The sequence below is a fragment of the Pseudomonas sp. GGS8 genome, from assembly GCF_024168645.1.
Classification (GTDB): domain Bacteria; phylum Pseudomonadota; class Gammaproteobacteria; order Pseudomonadales; family Pseudomonadaceae; genus Aquipseudomonas.
This window is the reverse complement of sequence record NZ_JALJWF010000001.1, coordinates 4,290,477-4,314,316: the sequence shown is the minus strand read 5'-3', so window position 1 is coordinate 4,314,316 and position 23,840 is coordinate 4,290,477. Positions and strand designations below refer to the sequence as shown.

At 59.5% G+C, this 23,840-nt stretch carries 27 protein-coding genes; 14 read left to right on the top strand and 13 right to left on the bottom strand.

Annotation, left to right across the window (positions count from 1 at the left end):
- Positions 1-108: 108 nt before the first annotated feature.
- Positions 109-1,059, bottom strand: a complete 951-nt coding sequence (locus J3D54_RS19460) for a GlxA family transcriptional regulator (protein ID WP_253421641.1) — start codon at positions 1,057-1,059, stop codon at positions 109-111.
- Positions 1,060-1,273: 214 nt separating this feature from the next.
- Here J3D54_RS19460 and J3D54_RS19455 point away from each other — a divergent pair, with 214 nt between their 5' ends.
- The gene (locus tag J3D54_RS19455; RefSeq protein WP_253421638.1) at positions 1,274-1,996 is read left to right on the top strand and encodes a pirin family protein; all 723 of its coding nucleotides are present in this window, start codon (positions 1,274-1,276) and stop codon (positions 1,994-1,996) included.
- Positions 1,997-2,268: 272 nt separating this feature from the next.
- On the opposite strand, the gene J3D54_RS19450 is transcribed toward J3D54_RS19455, so the two are convergent.
- From J3D54_RS19450 to J3D54_RS19435, 4 genes are all read right to left on the bottom strand, one after another.
- Positions 2,269-3,087 carry a helix-turn-helix transcriptional regulator gene (locus J3D54_RS19450; protein WP_253421635.1) on the bottom strand — a complete coding sequence of 273 codons (819 nt, stop codon included), beginning with the start codon at positions 3,085-3,087 and terminating at the stop codon, positions 2,269-2,271.
- A 5-nt stretch (positions 3,088-3,092) separates the two neighbouring features.
- Entirely contained in the window at positions 3,093-3,632 is a 540-nt protein-coding gene (locus tag J3D54_RS19445; RefSeq protein ID WP_253421632.1) for a kinase inhibitor, read from the bottom strand.
- A 125-nt stretch (positions 3,633-3,757) separates the two neighbouring features.
- Positions 3,758-4,351, bottom strand: a complete 594-nt coding sequence (locus J3D54_RS19440; protein WP_253421627.1) for an NUDIX domain-containing protein — start codon at positions 4,349-4,351, stop codon at positions 3,758-3,760.
- 187 nt (positions 4,352-4,538) lie between these two features.
- Positions 4,539-4,976: a hemerythrin domain-containing protein gene (locus J3D54_RS19435; RefSeq protein WP_253421624.1), complete on the bottom strand. Its 438-nt coding sequence runs from the start codon at positions 4,974-4,976 to the stop codon at positions 4,539-4,541.
- A 123-nt stretch (positions 4,977-5,099) separates the two neighbouring features.
- Here J3D54_RS19435 and J3D54_RS19430 point away from each other — a divergent pair, with 123 nt between their 5' ends.
- Positions 5,100-5,525 (top strand): GNAT family N-acetyltransferase, encoded by a 426-nt coding sequence (locus J3D54_RS19430; RefSeq protein ID WP_253421621.1) that lies wholly within the window; start codon positions 5,100-5,102, stop codon positions 5,523-5,525.
- A gap of 124 nt (positions 5,526-5,649) precedes the next feature.
- Here J3D54_RS19430 and J3D54_RS19425 read toward each other — a convergent pair whose 3' ends face one another.
- Complete coding sequence (locus J3D54_RS19425) at positions 5,650-6,000, bottom strand: hypothetical protein (protein WP_253421618.1); 351 nt, start codon at positions 5,998-6,000, stop codon at positions 5,650-5,652.
- A 147-nt stretch (positions 6,001-6,147) separates the two neighbouring features.
- On the opposite strand from J3D54_RS19425, the gene J3D54_RS19420 reads away from it, so the two are divergent.
- The 8 genes from J3D54_RS19420 to J3D54_RS19385 all read left to right on the top strand — a co-directional run bounded on the left by J3D54_RS19420 (position 6,148) and on the right by J3D54_RS19385 (position 10,407).
- Positions 6,148-6,396, top strand: coding sequence for a hypothetical protein (locus J3D54_RS19420; protein ID WP_007941139.1), 249 nt, complete (start codon positions 6,148-6,150; stop codon positions 6,394-6,396).
- A gap of 19 nt (positions 6,397-6,415) precedes the next feature.
- On the top strand, positions 6,416-6,745 hold the full coding sequence (locus J3D54_RS19415) for a DUF6388 family protein (protein ID WP_253421616.1): 330 nt from the start codon (positions 6,416-6,418) through the stop codon (positions 6,743-6,745).
- A gap of 190 nt (positions 6,746-6,935) precedes the next feature.
- Positions 6,936-7,328, top strand: coding sequence for a sulfurtransferase complex subunit TusD (gene tusD, locus J3D54_RS19410; RefSeq protein ID WP_253421615.1), 393 nt, complete (start codon positions 6,936-6,938; stop codon positions 7,326-7,328).
- 1 nt (position 7,329) lies between these two features.
- Positions 7,330-7,692: a sulfurtransferase complex subunit TusC gene (gene tusC / locus J3D54_RS19405; protein ID WP_253421614.1), complete on the top strand. Its 363-nt coding sequence runs from the start codon at positions 7,330-7,332 to the stop codon at positions 7,690-7,692.
- A complete protein-coding gene (gene tusB / locus J3D54_RS19400; protein ID WP_253421612.1) occupies positions 7,692-7,985 on the top strand; it encodes a sulfurtransferase complex subunit TusB in 294 nt (97 codons plus the stop codon). Before tusC ends, tusB begins: the two co-directional genes overlap by 1 nt.
- A complete protein-coding gene (locus J3D54_RS19395) occupies positions 7,982-8,317 on the top strand; it encodes a TusE/DsrC/DsvC family sulfur relay protein (RefSeq protein WP_253421609.1) in 336 nt (111 codons plus the stop codon). The genes tusB and J3D54_RS19395 overlap by 4 nt, the downstream gene beginning before the upstream one ends.
- The gene (locus J3D54_RS19390; RefSeq protein ID WP_253421607.1) at positions 8,314-9,315 is read left to right on the top strand and encodes a glycosyl transferase family protein; all 1,002 of its coding nucleotides are present in this window, start codon (positions 8,314-8,316) and stop codon (positions 9,313-9,315) included. Before J3D54_RS19395 ends, J3D54_RS19390 begins: the two co-directional genes overlap by 4 nt.
- 90 nt (positions 9,316-9,405) lie before the next feature.
- Positions 9,406-10,407, top strand: coding sequence for a glutathione S-transferase family protein (locus J3D54_RS19385; RefSeq protein WP_253421605.1), 1,002 nt, complete (start codon positions 9,406-9,408; stop codon positions 10,405-10,407).
- Positions 10,408-10,539: 132 nt separating this feature from the next.
- On the opposite strand, the gene cysG is transcribed toward J3D54_RS19385, so the two are convergent.
- From cysG to J3D54_RS19355, 6 genes are all read right to left on the bottom strand, one after another.
- Entirely contained in the window at positions 10,540-11,934 is a 1,395-nt protein-coding gene (cysG, locus tag J3D54_RS19380) for a siroheme synthase CysG (RefSeq protein WP_253421602.1), read from the bottom strand.
- Positions 11,935-13,215: a serine--tRNA ligase gene (serS, locus tag J3D54_RS19375; RefSeq protein ID WP_253421598.1), complete on the bottom strand. Its 1,281-nt coding sequence runs from the start codon at positions 13,213-13,215 to the stop codon at positions 11,935-11,937.
- Positions 13,216-13,230: 15 nt separating this feature from the next.
- Positions 13,231-13,605 carry a fluoride efflux transporter CrcB gene (gene crcB, locus J3D54_RS19370; protein WP_007941127.1) on the bottom strand — a complete coding sequence of 125 codons (375 nt, stop codon included), beginning with the start codon at positions 13,603-13,605 and terminating at the stop codon, positions 13,231-13,233.
- Positions 13,605-14,927: a replication-associated recombination protein A gene (locus J3D54_RS19365; RefSeq protein WP_253421595.1), complete on the bottom strand. Its 1,323-nt coding sequence runs from the start codon at positions 14,925-14,927 to the stop codon at positions 13,605-13,607. The genes crcB and J3D54_RS19365 overlap by 1 nt, the downstream gene beginning before the upstream one ends.
- Positions 14,928-15,099: 172 nt before the next feature.
- Complete coding sequence (gene lolA / locus J3D54_RS19360; protein ID WP_253421592.1) at positions 15,100-15,723, bottom strand: outer membrane lipoprotein chaperone LolA; 624 nt, start codon at positions 15,721-15,723, stop codon at positions 15,100-15,102.
- A gap of 68 nt (positions 15,724-15,791) precedes the next feature.
- Positions 15,792-18,197 (bottom strand): DNA translocase FtsK, encoded by a 2,406-nt coding sequence (locus tag J3D54_RS19355; protein ID WP_026345733.1) that lies wholly within the window; start codon positions 18,195-18,197, stop codon positions 15,792-15,794.
- 306 nt (positions 18,198-18,503) lie between these two features.
- Between J3D54_RS19355 and trxB the strand changes: the two genes are divergently transcribed.
- The 4 genes from trxB to infA all read left to right on the top strand — a co-directional run bounded on the left by trxB (position 18,504) and on the right by infA (position 21,326).
- Positions 18,504-19,463, top strand: a complete 960-nt coding sequence (gene trxB / locus J3D54_RS19350; RefSeq protein WP_018925527.1) for a thioredoxin-disulfide reductase — start codon at positions 18,504-18,506, stop codon at positions 19,461-19,463.
- 68 nt (positions 19,464-19,531) lie between these two features.
- Positions 19,532-20,212: a leucyl/phenylalanyl-tRNA--protein transferase gene (aat, locus tag J3D54_RS19345; RefSeq protein ID WP_253421583.1), complete on the top strand. Its 681-nt coding sequence runs from the start codon at positions 19,532-19,534 to the stop codon at positions 20,210-20,212.
- An 87-nt stretch (positions 20,213-20,299) separates the two neighbouring features.
- Complete coding sequence (locus J3D54_RS19340; protein WP_253421574.1) at positions 20,300-21,007, top strand: arginyltransferase; 708 nt, start codon at positions 20,300-20,302, stop codon at positions 21,005-21,007.
- Positions 21,008-21,107: 100 nt separating this feature from the next.
- Complete coding sequence (infA, locus tag J3D54_RS19335; RefSeq protein ID WP_002553999.1) at positions 21,108-21,326, top strand: translation initiation factor IF-1; 219 nt, start codon at positions 21,108-21,110, stop codon at positions 21,324-21,326.
- A 233-nt stretch (positions 21,327-21,559) separates the two neighbouring features.
- Here the strand turns inward: infA and clpA are convergent, their stop codons facing one another.
- Positions 21,560-23,830, bottom strand: coding sequence for an ATP-dependent Clp protease ATP-binding subunit ClpA (gene clpA, locus J3D54_RS19330; protein WP_253421571.1), 2,271 nt, complete (start codon positions 23,828-23,830; stop codon positions 21,560-21,562).
- Positions 23,831-23,840: the final 10 nt, after the last annotated feature.

Genomic DNA, 23,840 nt, shown 5'->3' with positions numbered 1-23,840 from the left:
CCTCCTTGAAAAAGAGTTCACGGGTATCTTGGCAGGCATGGATGACCGTACAACGGCCACGGGAGGAGCATCACCGCCATCGCGGTGCGCACGACGGACAACAACGCGCTAACTGAACTGCTCGCGGTACTGGGTGGGGGTCAGGCCGAGCTTTTCACTAAACAGAAAGCGCATATGGCGCACGCTGCCGAAGCCACTTTTATAGGCCACGGTCTTGAGCGGCAGCTCGCTGGTTTCCAACAGATTCCTGGCGTGATCGATGCGCGCGCTTTGCAGAAACTCCATCGGCGTCATATTCACTTCCCGGGCGAAAACCCTGGCGAAGTGCCGCGCACTCATGTTCACCAGACTGGCCATGCGTTCGATGCTGAACGCTTCGTCGAGGTGTTCGAGCACATGGTTCTGCACCCGGGTAATCGGCGTTTCCTGGGGCGCCACCGCCGCCATCAACGGACTGAACTGCGCCTGCCCGCCCTGGCGTTTCATCACCACCAGCAGCACTTTGGCGACGTCCTGGGCGACTTTCTTGCCGTGGTCCTGGGCAACCACCGCCAGCGCCAGGTCGATTCCGGCGGTGACACCGCCGGAAGTGATGAGGTTGCGGTCCTGCACGAAAATCTGATCGGTCTCGACGGTTGCCTTGGGGAAGCCTTTGATCAGTCGTTCGGTGTAATGCCAGTGAGTGGTCACGCGAAAGCCGTCCAGCAATCCGGCATGCCCGAGCACGAACGCGCCGGTGCAGATCGACCCGTATCGGTTCGCACGGCTGACGGCAGCCTGAAGCCAGTTGAGCAGCGGCGGATGCTTTTCGTTGTAGGCCCCCGGCCCGCCCGGCACCAGCAACACGTCGTAGTGCGCGTTCGCCTGATCGATGTGCAGATCGGTCTGGACACTGACGCCGTTGGAGGCCCGCAATGCGCCCTGCTCGGTGCCGATGGTCAACAGCTCGTATCGGTCTGCCGGTTGCAGATAACGATTGGCGATGGAAAACACTTCCATGGGCCCGGCCATGTCGAGCAGGAGAAAGTCTGGGAACAACACCATTGCCACGGTTTTCATCGGTTCAAGGTCACTAAAAGAGTACGGATTAATATCACTGCGCCAACTCTCGACATTATGGCCGAGTGTAACAACAAGGATATATGAACCCGCTCACACAACTGTCAACCTGCACGAGACAGTATTTCAATTTTCATCTACTTATTGCGCCTCAAGGTAAACATTAACCTTCTCCTCACTCGGACGAATTCACGTCCTGACAGGAGATTTCATCATGCTGACCCTTCGCAAAGCTTCGGATCGCGGCGCGGCCAATCACGGTTGGTTGAAGTCGTTCCATACCTTTTCTTTTGCCAACTATCGCAACCCACGGGAACAGGGTTTTTCCGACCTGTTGGTGATCAACGACGACCGCGTGGCCGCCGGCAAAGGCTTTGGCCAGCACCCTCACCGCGACATGGAGATCTTCTCCTACGTGCTCGAAGGCGCGCTGGAACACAAGGACACTTTAGGCACCGGTTCGGTGATCCGCCCCGGTGACGTGCAACTGATGAGCGCCGGCAGTGGCGTGGCACACAGTGAATACAATCACTCATCGACACGCCCGGTGCACTTCCTGCAAATCTGGATCGTGCCTGACGTCAGCGGCGCCAAACCGCGTTATCAGCAAGAGCATTACAGCACCCAGAAAAAACGCGGCCGCTTGCAGCTGATCATTTCCCCTGACGGGGCCAACGGTTCGCTGAACGTCCGGCAGGATGCGCGAGTGTATGCCGGACTGATCGACGGCAAGGAAAGCGCCACGCTGGAACTGGCTGCCGATCGCTACGCTTATGTGCATGTGGCGCGGGGCAGTGTCGAGCTGAACGGCATGCAGTTGCAGGAAGGCGATGGCGTACGGGTTCGCGAAGAACAGGTGCTGACCTTGAGCAATGGCGTGGACGCCGAGGTGCTGGTGTTTGATTTGCGGCCGCAGGAGTTGCCGGAAATGCCGTGAGCCCATTGTTCAACGCCCAAAAAAAACGGCCTGATCAAGGCCGTTTTTTTTGGGGATCTGATCGCGCGCGCCCACCCTGTGGCGAGGGGGCTTGCCCCCGTTCGGCTGCGAAGCAGTCGTAAAACCGGTGCATGCGATGTGCCTGAAAACAAGCAATTGCGGGGTTTGGGGCCGCTTCGCGACCCAACGGGGCGATGCGGCGTTCCGACAAGCCCCCTCGCCACAGAGCACGCTCGCCAAAGAACGCACAGTTTCACCGCGCACAGGAATACCTAAATCGCCGCCCGCAATTCCCGTGGCGACAGGCCATAGTGTGAGCGAAAGCGCACGGCAAAACGTGAGGCCGAGGCGTAGCCGCTGGCACCGGCAATTTCACCGATGGGCCGGGAAGTGGTTTGCAACCATTGCAGCGCCGTCGCCAGTCGAACACTTTCCAGAATACTCCTGAAACTGCTGCCCTCATTGGCCAATTGGCGACGCAACGTCGACTCGCCCAAGTGCAGGTGTTGTGCGACGCTCGCAACGGTCCAGTCGCTCTCAGGGCTGCCCATCAGCAATTGCTCCACACGTTCGCACAGTGGATCATTGCGATCCATCAGCAGCGGTCCGGCCTGGCCGTTGAGGCCCAGGCTGAGCAGAACCGCTTCCCCATAGTGGGTGCGTAATGCATCCGGCGCGTTCGCATGGATGGCGGCCAATAGCTGATCCCATGCCTGCGTCGTGTGCTTGTCCAGAGGAACACACAGATCTGTCTTCGGGGCACCGCGACCACTCATGATCTGCCGGCCATATCGGCTGCTGAAGTTGCGCAGTGTCGAACCGGGAAAGGTCACGACATCAGCGATGTAGTGACCATGAAGGCCAGGGAAGTTCGAGATGCCAAGCTCGCGCCCGGCCGGCATCAGAATCAGATGTTGCGGCCCTGCGCGCATCTCCCGGTCATCCCATTGCAGCAGCTTTTCCCCCTGTCGCACTCGACACAGGGTGGTTGCGAAGATCGGCACCCGTTGCAAGGTGTGAGGCTGCCGCGCCCGTATGACACACGCATCGATAATGTTTTCCCGGTGCTGGATGCCGTCACAAGGGCGCATTGCTCTTAACGTCCGTAAGTTGAAGTGATGGTCGCTTTGGCCAAGGCGTTGGCATTGAGCATATAGCCCACCAAGGCTCCGCTGGCCTGGTTGTCGAGTGGCAGCTTATCGACTTTCAACGCCCATACAGTGAATTGATAGCGATGGGGCTTATCCCCTACAGGAGGGCAAGCGCCGCCAAATCCCGGTTGGCCATAATCGGTTCGCCCTTGTATTGCACCGGCAGGCAGGTTCGAACCGACCCCTCTTGGCAAACTGCGGGTGGAAGCCGGTAAGTTGACCACGGTCCAATGCCACCAGCCGCTGCCGGTCGGCGCATCAGGATCGTAGACCGTGATCGCGTAACTTTTAGTGCCGGCCGGGGCGTTGGACCAGGACAATTCTGGAGACGTATTACCCCCTTCGCAACCGAAGCCCTTGAACACCTCTCGACTGGTCAGCGGGCGATTTTCAGCAATATCCTGGCTGCTCAGCGAGAAGTCGGCAGCGTGCCCAGTGAGGACAACCCCCATGGACAATGCGGATAGGATAATTCGGATGTTCATCGTGACCTCATCGGTGTCTTGGCATGAAGCACGAGTCTAGAGAGAGCAAAGGCTGATTACTGTGCCGAAATGCTCGACCATTGTGCCTGAACGCTCTCTCGATCCAGGCACTGCCATAGGCGATCTCAAACCGGTGCGAAGATATTCTTCATCGCCGCATACTGCAGCAGCATGATGGTCTTGGCATCGCAGATTTCCCCGCGATAAAACGCCTCAAGGGCGTCGTCGAATTTCCACTCCAACACTTCCAGTTCTTCGGTTTCGTCTTCCAGCCCACCGCCCTCGCTGACTTTCGAAGACGCGTCGTACTCGGCAATAAAGAAATGCAGTTTCTCCGTGACCGAACCGGGGCTCATGTAGGACTCGAACACCTTCTGCACATGGTGGACGCGATAGCCGGTTTCTTCTTCGGCTTCAGCGCGAATGCGCTCTTCAGGCGCGGCACCTTCCAGCAGCCCCGCCGCGACTTCAATCAACAAGCCATCATGGCCGTTGACGAACACCGGCAACCGGAACTGGCGGGTCAGCACGACGGTTTTCTTCTCGCGGTTGAACAACAGAATCGCCGCGCCGTTGCCACGGTCATAAACCTCGCGGGTCTGGCGCTGCCAGACGCCGTTGTTGCGCAAGTAATCGAACGTGATTTTCTTCAGCAGGTACCAGTCGTGGGACAGCACCTGGGACTCGATGATGTTGACCCGCTCGGCTGTGTTCGACATGACAATCCATCCCTATTTTCGTCAGAAGGTGCCCATGTTAGGCGAAAACAGAAAAGCCCGGCATGGTTGCCGGGCATCTTTTTTTCTAACGCTCTGTCCAATCCTTCAGAACGGATTCAGAGGGTTGGCGTTACTTGAAATCCAATGGACCTAAACGCCAAAGCAATAAATGATTGCGTGCCTCAGATCAGGGCAACTGCGCCTTATATTCTTTCTGGTATTGCCCGGCGAGTGATTCCTTTTGCTTGTCATCGAGCAGCTTGCCGGCCATTTGAAAGAACTTCTGCTCTTCCTCTTTCAGGTGGTGATGGACCTTTTCCGAGAGTTTTTTTGCAGTGATCAGCCAAGCGGAGCTGGACATCTCAGTCTCGTCCAGTTCCTCCATCATCTCGTCCATTTCATGGTGTTCGGAAATGGCGTGGCGACTCAGGTCGACACCATTGTCGAACGCCATCAGCGGGACGTAGAAATGGCGTTCTTCGGCCGTTGCGTGGGCCTGCAGTTCGGCTTTGAGCTGTTTGTAAGCCTCCACCCGTTCCGGGGTGTCGCCATGGGTCTTGATCAGGGCGGCGGCATAACTACGCTGGCGATCATGGCTTTCTCGCAAGGCTTCAAAAATATCCACGGCGTGTCCTCATGGGCGCAATCTGTAATGACGCTATTGAGGGCTAGACCTTCCGGCGCGCCCGGGAGTTCCAAACAAACTACGATCGCGATAGGCTCCCTCTTTGCCATATGGATGTAGCCCATGACCCTGCGAATTGAACGTTCGGAAAACGCCACCCAGGAAGAACGCGAGGCGATCCTTACCCCCTTGCGTGCCTACAACGCCTCAAAGGCCGGGCCCACGGTGTCAGAGCAGATTGCCTTGCTGGTACGCGATGACAACGACGAGATTCTCGGCGGGCTTTATGGTCGAGTGTTTTACCGGTGGTTTTTCATTGAATTGTTGTCGGTACCGGACCAGGCACGGGGACAAGGGCTGGGCTCGAAGCTGATGCAGATGGCCGAAGACCTGGCGCGGGAGAAAGAGTGCATCGGGATCTGGCTGGACACCTTCGACTTCCAGGCGCCGGCGTTCTACAAAAAACACGGCTATAGCGAACTGGGGCAGATTGCCGATTATCCGCCAGGCCACAAGCGCTTCTTTTTCCAGAAGCGTTTGATTGATTAAAACGCAGAACCTTGTGGGAGCGAGCCTGCTCGCCATAGCGGTTTGTCATTCAACAATGTTGTCGACTGCCCCACCGCTATGGCGAGCAGGCTCGCTCCCACAGGGCGACGGCCTCATAAACCTCTTACAGACAAGTCGCCAACGCCGCCAAACGGCGCTTGGCGACAAAATCATCATGCTGGGCGTAGTAGCTCAAGGCCGTGCCTGAAGCATCGCTGGTCACGTCCACGAAAGACTCGGCCGAACGGGTGTAGACCGTCGAGCCGCCCTTCTTGCCCGGCTGCAAATACGCGCCGGCGTCGACGCCAAACACCGCCTCGTCCTGCCAGGCAAACTGCACGCACTGGGCGACGACTTTTTCCGGTTTGTCCGAGGTCAGGGTTTTGTACGGGGTTTTGCTGCGGGCGTCGTTCATCGCCGATCCGGCGCAGCCCACCAGCAAAGTTGCGGCCAGCGCCACCATCAGAATTCGCATTGCGTTCGCTCATCAGGAAAAAGCGGACTGTACCACCGCGGCGCGGCGTATCGTTCTGCTTTACTTCATTTATACCGCGACACCGCGCGACGATTCGCGCACCCTGTCGCGCCGATATCGTCGCATCGCCCATTTTCAGGAAAGGTCATGACACCCAACGCCGAGTTCTACAAACCCTCCACCGACTATGCCGACAAGCTGATCAGCCAGATCGGTCAGACGCCAGCCTGGATCGCCAAGCGAATTGGCGTCACCGACAAGCGGATTCGTTACATTCTCGACGGCGAAAGAACCGTCAAAGGCGAAACCACGCCGATCCAGATGACCTACACCGAGCAGTTTGCCCTCGAGTGTCTGGCCGCGGCTGCCAAGGCGAGCAAAAAGCAGTCTTCGTAATCCCCCTCAAGGAGTGACCATGGCGGCAACCGAACAGCAACACGAGCAGGCGCTGAGGAAGTTTCTCGATCAGCGCCCCGAACTGCGCGTCGAACTGGATAACTTGAATCCACTGTTGGCCCAAGCCAAGGGCCAGACGGTGGCGCAGTACCGCGACGAACGCTTGCATGAAGCGTTCGAAGCCGAGGCCGAGCGTCTGGGTTTATTTGCCTGGGAGCTGACGTTGCAACTGACCACCGCCACGCCCGAGGAATATCAGGCCCAACGCATGGAAGTGCACAAGGAAGTTGCAGAGATGGCCGGCATGGACTGGCTAGAGTATTGCGAGTTGTATGGGCTGACCAAATAATCGTCGCCACTGATATCGCGAGCAGGCTCGCTCCCACAGGGATGTGTTGTCCATGAGCTTGTGGTTAACACAATTCAATGTGGGAGCGAGCCTGCTCGCGATGGCCGCGACTCGGTCTACGAGTAAACGCCCTTCGCCGCCCTGCTGATAAAGCTTTATCATGGCCGCAGTTTTGCTGATCGAGTCCGTCATGAAGTTCGCCATAGCGCTGTTTTCCGCCGCCCATGCGCCCTCCTCGCGCCGCGCCTTGCTGTTCGCCCAGGCCGCGTTGGCCGGCGGGCATGAGATTGTCCGACTGTTTTTCTATCAGGATGGCGTCTACAACGCGTCCGGCAGCGTGGTCACGCCTCAGGATGAGCAGGATTTGCCTAAGCAATGGCGCAACTTTGTCAGCGAGCATCAACTCGATGGCGTGGTCTGCATCGCCGCCGCCCTGCGTCGCGGCGTGCTGAACGAGGAAGAAGCCCGGCGCTATCAGCGTGAAGCGGTCGCAGTGGGTGCGCCGTGGGAATTGTCCGGCCTTGGCCAGTTGCATGACGCCGTGCAGGACGCTGACCGCCTGATCTGTTTCGGAGGCGCGTGAGATGGCTAAATCCTTGCTGATTATCAGCCGTCAGGCGCCGTGGTCCGGGCCGAATGCGCGGGAAGCGCTGGACATTGTATTAGCCGGCGGTGCCTTCGATTTGCCGATCGGCTTGCTGTTTCTGGATGACGGCGTGTTCCAGCTCGCCGCGAAACAGGACGCCAAAGCCCTGCAACAAAAAGACCTGAGCGCCAACCTGCAAGCCTTGCCGATGTTTGGTGTCGACGACCTGTTCGTCTGCGCTGAAAGCGCCGCGGCCCGTGGCCTGGCCACTGAAGGCCTGTCACTTGCAGAAGCCCGGGTGCTGAGCGCCCAGGACATCACCGCCCTTATTGACCGTTACGACCAGGTGATCACCCTCTGATGTCGACTTTGCATGTGTTGTCTCATTCCCCTTTCGGCGACGAGCGCCTGAGCAGTTGCCTGCGCGTGATCGGCGCCAACGATGCGCTGTTGCTGAGTGGCGACGCGGCCTATGCCTTACAGCCAGGCACCACGCCGTTCAGCGCGCTGCACGCCCGCCAACTGAAACTGTTCGTACTGGCCGAAGACGTACAGGCCCGGGCTCTGCAAGTCCCGGACTGGGCCAAGGCTATCGATTACCCGGCCTTCGTCGAGCTGTCGATTCACTACGACAAGGTCAACAGTTGGCTATGAAATCCCTGACCGTTGGCGCCCGCGCCATTGAACTGGACAAGGACGGTTTCCTGGTGGAACTGAGTGACTGGTCGGCTGAGGTGGCCACCGCCCTCGCCGCCGCCGAAGGCATCGAGTTGAGCCCGGAACATTGGGAGATCCTCGAACTGCTGCGCAGTTTCTACGACGAATTCCAGCTGTCCCCGGCGACCCGCCCGCTGATCAAATACACCGCGTTGAAACTCGGCCCCGACAAGGGCAACAGCCTGCACCTGAACCGACTGTTCAAAGGCACCCCTGCCAAACTCGCCGCGAAACTGGCGGGCCTGCCCAAACCGACGAATTGCTTATGACCGACTATCCAGCGCTGACCCTCGAAACGCCCGCCGAGCACCCGTTCGCCCAGTTCGTGCGAATCCTGGGCAAAGGCAAACGCGGCGCCCGCGATCTGACCCGGGCCGAAGCCCGCGAAGCCATGGGCATGGTGCTCGACGACAAGGTCGAGGACACCCAGCTCGGTGCGTTCCTGATGCTATTGCGGCACAAGGAAGAGAGCGCCGAGGAAATGGCCGGGTTCACCGAAGCCTTGCGTGAACGCCTGAATCCACCGGCGCTGGCGGTCGATCTGGACTGGCCGACGTACGCCGGCAAGAAGCGTCACTTGCCGTGGTATCTGCTGGCGGCCAAGTGCCTGGGGCAGAACGGCGTGCGCATTTTCATGCATGGCGGCGGCGCACACACGGCGGGTCGGCTCTACAGTGAACAACTGCTCCAGACGCTGAACATACCGCTGTGCCGCAATTGGCAGCAGGTCGGGGCGGCGCTTGATCAGGGCGGTCTGGCGTTCATGCCCCTGGTGGACTGGGCCCCCCAGCTTCAGCGGATGATCGACCTGCGCAACACCCTCGGCCTGCGCTCGCCGATCCACTCCCTGGCACGGGTTCTCAACCCGCTGGGTGCCCGCTGTGGCCTGCAAAGCATTTTCCATCCCGGCTATCAGGCAGTGCATCGCGATGCCAGCGGTCTGTTGGGTGATACCGCCATCGTCATCAAGGGCGATGGTGGCGAGATTGAGGTCAATCCGGACGCCGACAGTCACCTGTACGGCACCACTGGCGGCGAAAGCTGGGATGAAGAATGGCCGCAGCTGTCGAGCCAGCGCCATGTCAAACCGGCCACCCTCGACCCGGAGCACTTGAAAGCCGTGTGGCGTGGCGAGGTGGTCGACAGCTACCCGCAAATGGCGCTGATCTCGACCATGGCCCTGGCCTTGCGCGGCCTCGGCCAGCCCCGCGAACAAGCCTTCGAAACCGCCCAGCAATATTGGGACGCCCGGGACCGATCGATTTAATCGATCATAACTGCCCAACCTTTGCGCTTTTTGTTCGAACCTATGCGCATAGACTCCTCTCCAACGCTTACAGGTTGAGGAGTCAGGCACATGGGTTTGTTAGTCGAAGGTCGCTGGCAGGATCAGTGGTACCAAAGCAGCAAGGACGGCGCATTCCAGCGTGAACAGGCGCAGCGTCGCAACTGGCTGACTGCCGATGGCAAGCCAGGCCCGAGCGGCGTCGGTGGTTTTGCCGCCGAGGCCGGTCGCTATCATCTCTATGTGTCCCTTGCCTGCCCGTGGGCCCACCGCACGCTGATCCTGCGTAAGCTCAAAGGCCTGGAAAGCCTGATCGATGTGTCGGTGGTCAGCTGGTTGATGCTGGAAAACGGCTGGACCTTCGATAAAAACCTCGGATCGACCGGCGACAAGCTCGATCACTTTAATTTCATGCATCAGCGCTACACCGCCGATACCGCCGACTACACCGGCCGCGTCACCGTACCGGTGCTGTGGGACAAACAGCTGGGACGTATCGTCAACAATGAATCGGCGGAGATCATCCGCATGTTCAACAGCGCGTTCGATGCCTTGACCGGCAATGACCTGGATTTCTACCCGGCACCACTACGCAGCGAAATCGACGCTCTGAACGAGCGGATTTATCCCGCGGTGAACAACGGCGTCTATCGCGCCGGGTTTGCCACCTCGCAGCAGGCTTATGAAGAGGCGTTCGATGAGTTGTTTGCTGAGCTGGATCGGCTGGAGCAGCTGCTGGGCGCCAATCGTTACCTGACGGGCGAATACCTGACCGAAGCGGATATCCGCCTGTTCACCACGTTGATTCGTTTTGACGCGGTGTATTACGGCCACTTCAAATGCAATCTGCGGCGGATTGCTGATTATCCAAACCTGTCGAACTGGCTACGGGAGATCTATCAGTGGCCGGGGATTGCCGAAACGGTGAATTTCGAACACATCAAGAATCACTACTATGGCAGCCACAAGACCATCAATCCGACCGGGATTGTGCCTAAAGGGCCGGCGCAGGATTTCACTGTGGCACATGATCGTGGGCGGTTGAGCGGGAAAGGGGTTTGGCGCAAGGCCTGAGGTTCATGCAGGATTTGAGGGCCTCATCGCGGGCAAGCCCGCTCCCACAGGGGTTTGTGTGATGCCAAAGATTGCAGCTTCACCAAATAACCTGTGGGAGCGGGCTTGCCCGCGATGGGAGCGACTCGGTCTCTAGACCTGCGCCTGAGCCCCTTCAAACCACGCCAGTTTCTCGCGCAGTTGCACCACTTCCCCGACGATCACCAGCGTCGGCGCATGCACTTCATGCTCCGCCACCAGCCGTGGAAGGTCGGCCAAGGTGCCGGTAAATACCCGCTGGTTGACCGTGGTGCCCTGCTGAATCAACGCCGCCGGCGTATCGGCCGCGCGACCGTGTTTGATCAACTGCTCGCAAATGATCGGCAAGCCCACCAGCCCCATGTAAAACACCAGGGTTTGCGCCGGCGCGACCAGGTCGGCCCACGGCAAATCGGTGGAACCGTCCTTGAGGTGCCCGGTGACAAACCGCACTGACTGCGCGTAATCGCGGTGAGTCAGCGGAATCCCGGCATACGCCGCGCAGCCGCTGGCGGCAGTAATGCCCGGCACGACCTGGAACGGGATGCCATGGGCCGCCAGTTCTTCGATCTCTTCACCACCCCGTCCGAATATGAACGGATCGCCCCCCTTCAAGCGCACCACGCGCTTGCCGGCCTTGGCCAGATCCACCAGATGCTGGTTGATCTGTTCCTGAGGCACGGCGTGATCGGCGCGGCGCTTGCCGACGTAGACCCGCTCGGCATCGCGACGGCACAAATCCAGAATCGCCGGCGCCACCAGACGGTCGTACAGCACCACGTCGGCTTGCTGCATCAAGCGCAAGGCGCGGAAGGTCAACAGGTCGGGATCACCCGGCCCCGCGCCCACCAGATAAACCTCGCCGGTGGCTACAGGTGCTTCGCCATTGATTTTCGCCAGCATCAAGCGCTCGGCTTCGGCGCCCTGCCCGGCCAGTTGCCGGTCGGCAATCGGTCCCTGGAATACATCCTCCCAGAACGCCCGACGCTGCTGCACATCCGGAAACAGGCCTTTGACCTGGTTGCGGAACCGCGCCGCCAGACCGGCCAGTTGACCGTAAGTGGAAGGAATCCAGGTTTCCAGCTTGGCGCGAATCAACCGCGCCAGCACCGGTGCATCACCGCCACTGGACACCGCGATGATCAGCGGCGAACGGTCGACGATCGCCGGGAAGATCACGCTGCACAGCGCCGGCGCGTCCACCACATTGACCGGCACGCAACGCCGATGGGCATCGGCGGAAACTTGCGCATTCAGCGGTTCGTCGTCGGTGGCGGCGATAATCAGCCCGCAACCGTCCAGATCCGCTTCGACGTAGCCCCGCACTAGGCACTCGCCACCGCTGCTGGCCACCAGCTCACGCAACTGCGGTTCGATTTCAGGTGCGACCACCCGCAGCAGCGCACCGGCTTCGGCCAGCAGGCGGGATTTGCGCAAGGCAATCTCCCCCCCGCCGACGACCAACACACGACTGCCGCGAAGGTTATGAAACAGCGGCAGATAGTCCATTTAGCCGATGACCTCAAGGCCACCCATGTACGGCTTGAGCACCTCAGGCACACGGATCGAACCGTCGGCCTGCTGATAGTTCTCAAGCACCGCCACCAGGGTACGACCGACCGCCAGGCCGGAACCGTTCAGGGTGTGCACCAGCTCAGGCTTGCCGGTTTCCGGGTTGCGGAAACGCGCTTGCATGCGGCGGGCCTGGAAGTCGCCACAGTTGGAGCACGACGAAATCTCGCGGTACTTGTCCTGGCTTGGAATCCACACTTCCAGGTCGTAGGTCTTGACCGCGCTGAAGCCCATGTCGCCGGTGCACAGCGCCAGGGTGCGGTATGGCAGCTCCAGCAGTTGCAGGACTTTCTCGGCGTTGGCGGTCAGGTTTTCCAGCGCTTGCATCGAGGTCGACGGCTCAACGATCTGGACCATCTCGACCTTGTCGAACTGGTGCTGACGGATCATCCCGCGAGTGTCACGACCCGACGCGCCAGCCTCGCTGCGGAAGCACGGCGTGTGCGCCACGAACTTGATCGGCAGCAGTTTCGGATCGACGATTTCGCCGGACACAATGTTGGTCAGCGACACTTCAGCGGTCGGGATCAGGTACAGATCGGCTTCGCCGTCGCGGCTGATCTTGAACAGGTCTTCTTCGAATTTCGGCAACTGACCGGTGCCTTGCAGGGCCGGCGCTTGTACCAGATAAGGCGTGTAAGCCTCTTCGTAACCGTGTTCGTTGACGTGCAGGTTGATCATGAACTGCGCCAGCGCACGGTGCAGGCGAGCAATCGGGCCGCGCAGCAGGGCGAAACGGGCGCCGGACAGCTTGGCGGCGGTTTCGAAGTCCAGCCAGCCGAACTTCTCGCCCAGAGCCACGTGGTCCTGAACCGGGAAGTCGAAAGTTTTCGGTGTGCCCCAACGGCGCACTTCAACGTTGCCTTCTTCGTCATCGCCAACCGGCACCGATTCGTGCGGCAGGTTCGGGATGCCGAGCAGGATCGAATCCAGCTCGGTCTGGATCGCGTCCAGCTCGACTTTACCGGCACTCAACTCGCCCGCCATGCGCTCGACGTCCGCCATCAGCGGCGCGATGTCTTCGCTGCGCTGCTTGGCCTGCCCAATGGATTTGGAGCGCGCGTTACGTTCGGCCTGCAGAGCTTCGGTGCGGGTCTGGACGGTCTTGCGCTGTTCTTCCAGCGCTTCGATGCGCACGACATCCAGGGCAAAGCCACGGGATGCCAGGCGGTCCGCTACGTCCTGAAGGTTGCTACGTAACAGTTTGGAATCGAGCATGTCGGTTTCTCGTTATCAAAGTTTGGTCAAGGACAGGCCAGCCCAGGTGGCGAGCAGCCCGCCGAATACGCTGATGGCCGCATAGCCCAGGGCCAGCGGCACTTGCCCGGTTTCCAGCAGGCGCACCGTATCCAGTGAAAAGGATGAAAAAGTCGTCAGCCCCCCGAGGAAGCCGACGATCAGCCCCGCGCGTACCGCAAACGATACCTCCGGGCGAATCAAAAACAGGCCGTATAGAACGCCGATCAGCAAACAGCCCACGATATTAACGGCCAGCGTCGCGGTATAGAAGTGCCGCGGCCAATTCGCGTTGATCCAGTTACCGGTGGCGAAGCGCAACAGCGTACCGGCGACACCGCCGACGGAAACCGCAACAATCAAGGGAATCACTATTTTCTCCGCTGTCGGGGGCTTAGACGATCAAGCTGCGCGAGGTGGTTGAGCTTTTCGCCGATCTTCAACTCCAGGCCACGGGGCACCGGTTGATAGAAACGTTGTGGCTCCAGCTCCTGCGGGAAGTAATCTTCGCCCGCGGCGTAGGCATCCGGTTCATCGTGGGCATAGCGGTATTCGTCGCCATAGCCCAATTGCTTCATCAACTTGGTCGGCGCGTTGCGCAGGTGCAGCGGCACTTCCAGCGAACCGTGTTCGGTGGCGCTGCGCATCGCGGCCTTGAAGCCCATGTACACCGCGTTGCTTTTCGGTGCGCAAGCCAGATACGTAATGGCCTGGGCCACTGCCAATTCGCCTTCGGGGCTGCCGAGGCGCTCCTGCACTTCCCACGCGGCCAGGCACAAGCTCAGGGCGCGAGGGTCGGCGTTACCGATGTCTTCGCTGGCCATGCGCACCACGCGCCGGGCCAGGTACAGCGGGTCGCAGCCGCCGTCAATCATTCGCGCGAACCAGTACAGCGCGCCATCGGGGTTGGAACCGCGCACCGATTTATGCAGCGCGGAGATCTGGTCGTAGAAGGCTTCGCCGCCTTTGTCGAAACGCCGACGGGTGTCACCGAGCAGGCTCTGCAGCAGGTCGACGCCGATTTCGCTGTTGTCTTCGGCCAGGTCCGAGGCGTTTTCCAGCAGATTGAGCAGACGCCGGCCATCGCCATCGGCGGCCGACAGCAGCATCTGAAAGCCTTCATCGCTGAGGGTCAGTTGCCGCTTGCCCAACCCGCGCTCTTCGGTCAGCGCGCGATGCACCAGTTTGCGCAGGGCGGCTTCGTCGAGGCTTTTGAGCACATAGACGCGTGCCCGGGACAGCAGCGCGTTATTGAGTTCGAACGAGGGGTTTTCCGTGGTCGCACCGATGAAAATCAGCGTGCCGTCTTCAACGTACGGCAGGAACGCATCCTGCTGGGACTTGTTGAAGCGATGCACTTCGTCGACGAACAGGATGGTGCGTTTACCGTACTGCCCGGCCTGCTGCTTGGCGATTTCCACCGCTTGACGAATCTCTTTGACCCCGGCCAGCACCGCCGAAACCGTTTCGAAGTGCGCATCCGAGACTTCCGCCAGCAGCCGCGCCAGGGTGGTTTTACCCACGCCCGGCGGCCCCCAGAAGATCATCGAGTGCAGGGCACCCTGCTCCAGGGCTTCGCGCAAAGGCTTGCCGCGAGCGAGCAGGTGTTCCTGACCGACGTACTCGTCCAGATTGGCCGCACGCAGGCGTGCTGCCAAAGGTTGAGCGATCGGGGCACTTCGAAACAGGTCCATCACTACTTATGAAACCTCACTGGGTCCTGATGCCGATCAGTTAAGGATTGAACAGCGCGGTTCCTGTGGGAGCGGGCTTGCCCGCGATGGCGTCGGGTCAGTCAACATTGATATTGAATGCAATGCCCCCATCGCGGGCAAGCCCGCTCCCACAGGTTCTATGTTCTGCTCTTTATTCCTGGATCACGTCGGCACCCTTGGGGATGTCGAACTTGAACTTGGACGCCGGGATCGGCTCATTGGCCTTCACACCGGTGAACAGGATATTGGTGCGCTGGCCGACGCTGTCGATCATCTGCATATCATTGACCAGACCATTGCGGAACGACAGGCGCAGGCTGTCGAACAGGGTGTCCTTGGTTTTCGGCTTCAGGGTGAAGTCGATCACGCCACCAGCTTCCTTGGCGCTGATGTCAAAGCTCTGGCTGATCTTCGATACATCACCGGACAGCAACAACGCCGGGGTCTGGGTCAGACGCTGATCGAGATTCTTGATGGTGGCCTGTTCCAGATCCGGGTCCCACAGGGTCACTTTCTTACCGTCCGATACCATGGTTAGCTCGGCCGGCGCGTTGGTGTGCCAGTAGAACAGGCCCGGGCGCTGCAAGGACATTTCCCCCGCTGTCTCTTGTAACTGAGTGCCGCTGCCATCGAGGGTCAGCTGGGAAAAACGCGCGCTCAGGGTCTGGGATTTTTCCAGCAGTTGAGTCAGACGCGCCACGTCCTTGTCGTCGGCGTGGGCCGAGAGCGTGGTCAGAGCCAGTACCGGCAGCAACAGCATGCGGATAAGACGCATGGGAGTCCTCATAAACATTCGTGGGAGTGCGGGCGGCGCCTCAAGACGCCGCCCCTTTCAAAGCCGGATCAGTCGCGCACCGGCCCAGGGGCCAGGACTTCACGCGAACCGTTGGTGTTCATGGACGTTACGACCCCGGCCATTTCCATGGCTTCGATCATGCGCGCCGCGCGGTTGTAGCCGATTTTCAGCTTGCGCTGAACTGCAGAGATGGATGCACGACGGCTTTCCAGGACGAACTGCACCGCTTCGTCGTAGAGCGCATCGGTTTCGGCATCATCTTCACCGCCACCGCCGCCGTTTTCAAAGCCGCTACCGGCCTCTTCGACACCGGCGAGGATGTCATCGTTGTATTCCGGCGCGCCGCGCAGTTTCCAGGCTTCAACCACCCGGTGCACCTCGTCATCGGACACGAACGCGCCGTGAACACGAATCGGCAGGCTGGTGCCCGGCGGCATGTACAACATATCACCGTGACCAAGCAGTTGCTCGGCGCCGCCCTGGTCGATGATGGTGCGCGAATCGATCTTGCTCGACACCTGGAACGCCATACGGGTCGGGATGTTCGCCTTGATCAGACCGGTGATCACGTCCACCGACGGACGCTGGGTCGCGAGAATCAAGTGGATGCCCGCCGCACGTGCCTTCTGGGCGATACGGGCGATCAGCTCTTCAACCTTCTTGCCGACGATCATCATCATGTCGGCGAATTCGTCCACGACCACGACGATGGTCGGCAGTTTTTGCAGCAGAGGCGCTTCGTCATGGATGCTTTCGCGCTTGTACAGCGGATCGCTCAACGGCTCGCCCGCGTCCTGGGCTTCCTTGACCTTGGCGTTGAAGCCCGACAGGTTACGCACGCCCATCTTCGCCATCAGTTTGTAGCGCCGTTCCATCTCGGCGACGCTCCAGCGCAAGGCGTTGGCGGCGTCCTTCATGTCGGTGACCACCGGGCACAGCAGGTGCGGAATGCCTTCGTAGATCGACAGCTCGAGCATTTTCGGGTCGATCATGATCAGCTTGGCGTCTTCCGGGCCAGACTTGAACAGAATCGACAGGATCATCGCGTTCACACCCACCGACTTACCGGAACCGGTCGTACCGGCCACCAGCAAGTGGGGCATTTTCGCAAGGTCAGTGATGACCGGTTTGCCGCCGATGTCATGACCCAGGGCCAGGGTCACCGGGGACTTGAAGTTGTCGTACTCAGGGGTCGAGAGCACCTCGGAGAACCGCACGATCTGCCGGTCTTCATTAGGGATCTCGATACCGACCGTGGTCTTGCCCGGAATCACTTCCACCACGCGCACGCTGGTCACGGCCAGGGAACGGGCCAGGTCTTTCGCCAGGTTGGAGATACGGCTGACTTTGACGCCGGCCGCTGGCTGGATTTCGTAACGGGTAATGACCGGGCCTGGGTGAATCGAATCCACCGAGACTTCGACGCCGAATTCCTTGAGCTTGATTTCCAGCAAGTGGCCGACGGCCGCCAGGGATTCAGGCGAATAATTGAGTTGTTTCTTTTCCGCAGGGTCGAGAATCGAGATCGGCGGCAAAGTGCCTTCCACGGCGCTGTCGACGAACAACGGCGCCTGCTTCTCTTTTTCCACGCGCTTGCTGGGCGCTGCGGGTTTGGGCGGAGCCGGGGCAATCACCGGCGGCACCTGTTTCTCGCGTTCAGACATGTGCTTGCTCAGGGCCTGCTCGCGCTCGATCAGGCGCTCCTTGACCTTGGCCTGCTCGCGTTTGTCGGTAACGGTGGGCGCTACTACGTCATGTACACGATCGTCGACTTCACGCAACTGGGCGACCAGTTGCTTGCGTTCGGTACGGGCCGCCCACCAGCGATTGGCCGCGCCCTGAAACAATTCGAACAAATCGAGGGTGATCTTGCCGGTGACGTCCATCACTTTGAACCACGACAGGTCGGTGAATACCGTCAGGCCGAACAGGAACAGCGCAATGAACAGCAGCGTGCTGCCCTGAATGTTCAGTGCATTCTTCGCCAGATCGCCGAGGCTTTCACCCAAAGCGCCGCCCGCGCCGGCCGGCAGACCGGTCGCCGCATGAAAATGGATATGGGCCAGCGCCGCGCCCGACAGCACCAGAAACACCAGGCCGATCAGGCGCCAGGAGAACAGCCAGCCGCTCCACTGCCATGGCTCATGGCGTTGACGGAAGATCTGATAGGCCTTGATCGCCAGCAATAGCGGGAAAATGTAGGCGAAGTAACCCAGGACCATGAACAGGATGTCAGCGCTGTAAGAGCCGGCAGGCCCGCCGAAGTTCTGTACATCGTCGATCTTGCTGTTATGGCTCCAGCCCGGATCGTCCTTGCCATAGGTCAACAAGGCCATCATCAGGAACAGGCACAAGGCGCCGATGGCGATCAATGCACCTTCCTTGAGCCGGTAGTGCAATTGCTGGCGCCAGAGCGGAACGACTGTTTTAGGTGCTGCGGTGGATTTCTTCAAAACGCTTCTTTTCCTGCGCCCTTGGCGCGTCCATCTGTTGAATGACTATAAAAACTGCCCAATCCAGGCAGGTAAAAAAGTTAACAGTCCCAACCGGGACTACTTTTAACACTGTGCCCCGGCTTTTCGAAATACGGCACGCAGCGCTTTTTTGATACAAACACTGTTACAAGCGGGCATTGTACGGGTTTGTTCGCCCAATGCCATGCTTGAGACCCTTGGCTCCAGCATAGCCAACAGCACAATACGCGCCGTCCAATTTGAGCATGCATTCTCTTTTGTGACAAAGGCTTATGAGGTGTTTTTATGAGTGAAGCGAAGCATTCCCGCCTGATCATTCTGGGTTCCGGCCCTGCCGGTTACAGCGCAGCCGTTTATGCCGCTCGCGCCAACCTCAAACCCGTTGTCATTACCGGCATACAGGCCGGTGGCCAGCTGACCACCACCGTCGAAGTCGACAACTGGCCCGGCGACGTCGAAGGCCTGACCGGGCCGGTGCTGATGGAACGCATGCAGAAACACGCCGAACGCTTCGACACCGAGATCGTTTACGACCACATCCATACCGCCAAGTTGCAACAGCGCCCGTTCGAGCTCATCGGCGACAGCGGCACCTACACCTGCGATGCGCTGATTATCGCCACCGGCGCTTCGGCCCAATACCTGGGGCTGCCATCGGAAGAAGCCTTTGCCGGCAAAGGGGTTTCGGCCTGCGCCACCTGCGATGGTTTCTTCTATCGCAACCAGGTGGTCGCGGTGGTCGGCGGCGGCAACACCGCGGTCGAAGAAGCCCTGTACTTGTCGAATATCGCCAAGGAGGTTCATCTAATTCACCGTCGCGACAAACTGCGTTCGGAGAAGATCCTGCAGGACAAGCTCTTCGAAAAAGCCGCCAACGGCAATATCCGCCTGCACTGGAACCAGAACCTGGACGAAATACTGGGTGACGCCAGCGGCGTGACCGGCGCCCGCCTGCGTCACAGCCATACCGGCGAAACCGCTGAACTGTCACTGGCCGGCGTGTTCATCGCCATCGGCCACAAACCCAACACCGACCTGTTCCAGGGCCAGCTGCAGATGCGCAACGGCTACCTGCTGGTCAAGGGCGGCAGCGAAGGCGACGCCACCGCCACCGCTATCCAGGGCGTGTTCGCGGCAGGCGATGTAGCCGACCACGTTTACCGCCAAGCGGTGACATCCGCCGGGGCCGGTTGCATGGCCGCACTGGACGCCGAAAAGTATCTCGATGACATTCCCGGTGTTTGACGGTTAACCTTCTATCAGGCGGGCTCACCGACCCGCCACCGCCCTCCCCTTCTGCAAGCCCGGATGCCATGCTGACTTGGTTACAACGCAACACCCTGACCTTTCCACCACTGGAAAAAGCCATGCGCGACCCCAACGGGTTGCTGGCCGCGGGCGGCGATCTGTCTGCCGACCGCCTGATTCAGGCGTATCGCCATGGCTGTTTTCCGTGGTTCTCGGAAGGCCAACCGATTCTCTGGTGGTCGCCGGATCCGCGCACGGTACTGTTTCCCGACGAACTGCATGTCTCCCGCAGCCTGAACAAACTGCTGCGCCAACAACGCTATCAAGTGACCTTCGATCGGGATTTTGTCTCGGTCATCCGCGCCTGTGCCGCGCCGCGTGAGTACGCCGACGGCACCTGGATCACCCAAGCGATGCAGGACGCCTACGTCGAACTGCACCGACGCGGCTACGCCCATTCGGTGGAAGTCTGGGACGATGGCGTGCTGGTCGGCGGGCTCTACGGCCTGGCGATGGGGCAGCTGTTTTTCGGCGAGTCGATGTTCAGTCGCGCCGACAACGCCTCTAAATATGGCTTTTCCACACTGGTGCGACATCTGAAAGACTCAGGTTTTGCGCTGATTGACTGCCAGATGCCTACCGATCATCTGCACAGCCTGGGCGCCCGAGCGATTCCCCGCAGCGAGTTTGCCGGCTACCTTGCGCGGCACCTGGATCAACCCAGTCGTGCCACCTGGGTTTGCTGAGCGACATTGGCGCGTGTGGCTTACACTTAATGCGGGGAGACTGATTGAGAACGCCCCCTTATCAAAAGTTTATCCCGAGGGTTGATCATGACCGAGTTGGCGCGTTTGAAGTTCTATGCCACTCAGCCCCACTCTTGCAGTTATCTGCCCGAGGAGCAGGCCACTACGCTGTTCCTCGATCCTAGTCAGCCCATGGATGTGCATGTCTACGCAGATCTGTCGGAAATGGGCTTTCGTCGCAGTGGCGATCATCTCTACCGGCCGCATTGCCAGAACTGCAATGCCTGCGTACCGGCGCGCATTCCTGTGGCGCAATTTACCCCCAACCGTCAGCAGAAACGCATTCTCAAACGCAATGCCGACTTGCAGGTACGCCCGGCCCGGCCAAAGTTCAGCGAAGAGTATTTCGACCTCTATCAGCGCTACATCGAACAACGCCATGCCGACGGCGATATGTATCCGCCGAGTCGTGACCAGTTCTCGACCTTCCTGGTCCGTGACCTGCCGTTCTCCCGCTTCTACGAATTTCGTCTCGAAGGCCGACTGGTGGCGGTGGCCGTCACCGACTTGCTGCCCAACGGTCTGTCAGCGGTCTACACCTTCTACGAGCCCAACGAGGAGCGTCGCAGCCTGGGTCGTTACGCGATTCTCTGGCAGATTGCCGAAGCCCGGCGCCTGGAGCTGGAAGCGGTCTATCTCGGCTACTGGATCAAGAACTGCAAAAAAATGAGCTACAAGACCCAATATCGCCCCATCGAACTGCTGATTAATCAACGTTGGGTCATCCTGAACTAGAACCCCTTGGCTTAAACCCCTCTTTTCGGGCACAATGCACGCCGCTTTTGCCTGGCGCAGTTGCACCGGGCCATTCATTGGACACCGAGGGCTTTACTGCATGTCGAAAGAAGACAGCTTCGAAATGGAAGGCACTGTCGTCGACACCCTGCCCAACACCATGTTTCGTGTGGAGTTGGAAAATGGGCACGTCGTAACCGCGCATATCTCCGGCAAGATGCGCAAGAACTACATTCGTATTCTTACCGGCGACAAAGTGCGCGTCGAGCTGACGCCCTATGACTTGAGCAAAGGGCGCATCACCTACCGCGCTCGCTAATCAAGTCAATACAAAACGCCCGGCTATGCCGGGCGTTTTTGTTTGCGCGTGAATTAGTTGCCACATTTCGAGCCGTTGCACAGATCCTGTGGGAGCAGGCTTGCCCGCGATAGCGATGGTGCCGCCGCCTTCGCGGGCAAGCCAGCTCCCACAGGGCTTGGTGTTTATCGCTTGAAATCGATCAGACAGCAAAAAGGCGCCTTTCGGCGCCTTTTGCTTTGTTGCGGTTAACGTCAGGCCATTTCAGCCGTGGTCTCGAACTCGAAGGTCAGTTCACCATCCTTGAGATCGATGTGAACCACACCGCCATGGTCGGCCAGTTCGCCAAAGAGAATCTCTTCCGCCAGCGGACGCTTGATCTTGTCCTGAATCAAACGCGCCATTGGTCGAGCCCCCATCGCTGTATCGTAGCCACTCTCTGCCAGCCAACTACGCGCAGCATCGGTGACTTCCAACTGCACTCGCTTGTCTTCCAGTTGCGCCTGAAGCTCGGTAAGGAACTTGTCCACCACGCTTTTGATGACCTCATGACTGAGGCGACCAAACTGGATAATGGTGTCCAGACGGTTGCGGAACTCTGGCGTGAAGCTCTTCTTGATCACTTCCATCGCATCGGACGAGTGGTCCTGATAGGTGAAACCGATCGAAGCACGCGCTGCGGTTTCGGCACCGGCGTTGGTCGTCATGATGACGATCACGTTACGGAAGTCCGCCTTGCGCCCGTTGTTATCGGTCAGCGTACCGTGATCCATGACCTGCAACAGCAGGTTGAAGACTTCCGGATGCGCCTTCTCGATCTCATCGAGCAACAGCACGCAGTGAGGTTGCTTAGTGATGGCTTCGGTCAGCAGACCGCCCTGGTCGAACCCGACATAGCCTGGAGGCGCACCGATCAGACGCGATACGGTGTGGCGCTCCATGTACTCGGACATGTCGAAGCGAACCAGCTCGACCCCCAACGCCTTGGCCAGTTGCCGTGCAGCTTCGGTTTTACCGACGCCGGTCGGGCCTGCGAACAGGAACGAACCGACGGGCTTGTCAGGCGATTTGAGGCCGGCACGGGACAGTTTGATCGCGGTCGACAGTGAGTCGATCGCCGCATCCTGGCCGAACACCGTGAGCTTCAGGTCACGCTCAAGGTTACGCAGCAGCTCTTTGTCGGAACTGGTGACGTGTTTTGGCGGAATCCGCGCGATTTTCGCAACGATATCCTCGACCTGAGGCACTTCGATGCGCTTCACGCGTTTCTCGATCGGCTGCAGACGCTGGTAGGCACCCGCCTCGTCGATGACGTCGATGGCCTTGTCCGGCATGTGCCGGTCATTGATGTAACGCGAGGCCAGTTCGGCAGCGGCGCGCAGGGCTTCATCACTGTATTCGATATTGTGATGGAGCTCGAAACGCCCTTTCAGACCGCGCAGGATACCGATGGTGTCTTCCACCGAAGGTTCCGACACATCGACCTTCTGGAAGCGCCGGGCCAAAGCACGGTCCTTCTCGAAGATCCCGCGGAATTCCTGGAACGTGGTCGAACCGATGCAACGGATATCGCCCGACGACAGCAGTGGCTTGAGCAGGTTCGAAGCATCCATGACGCCACCGGACGCAGCACCCGCCCCGATAATGGTGTGGATCTCGTCGATGAACAGGATCGCCTGCGGACGTTTTTTCAGCTCATTGAGCAACGCCTTGAAGCGCTTCTCGAAATCGCCGCGGTATTTGGTTCCGGCCAGCAAGGCCCCCAGATCGAGGGAGTACACCACGCTGTTGGCCAGCAGGTCCGGGACTTGGTTGTCGACAATGCGCTTGGCCAGGCCTTCGGCAATCGCGGTTTTACCCACGCCTGCCTCGCCCACCAGCAATGGGTTGTTTTTGCGACGACGCGCCAGGATCTGCGCGACGCGCTCGACTTCGAGCTCACGACCGACCAATGGATCGATACGGCCCTGGCGCGCGAGTTCGTTGAGGTTGCTGGCATAAGCATCCAGAGGATTGCCTGAAGAAGAAGACTCACCGCCCTCGTCGTCCTGCATATCTTGTTCACCTTCAGAGTGATCGCCATGCCCTGGCACCTTGGAGATGCCGTGGGCGATGTAGTTGACGACATCGATACGCGCAACGCTCTGCTGTTTCAGCAGAAACACGGCCTGACTCTCTTGCTCACTGAAGATCGCGACCAGCACGTTGGCGCCAGTCACTTCGCGTTTGCCCGAGCTCTGTACGTGAAAGACAGCACGTTGCAGTACACGCTGGAAGCCCAGGGTTGGCTGGGTTTCACGATCCTCGTCATGCAAGGGGATCAATGGCGTGGTGGAGTCGATGAACTCCTGCAGATCATGCTTGAGTTTGTCGAGGTTTGCGCCGCAGGCACGCAAAACGGTGGCGGCAGCCTCATTATCCAATAGGGCCAGCAGCAGGTGTTCGACGGTCATGAATTCATGACGCTTCGAACGAGCCTCCTTGAAGGCTAGATTGAGGGTGACTTCGAGCTCGCGGTTTAACATAGCTTCACCT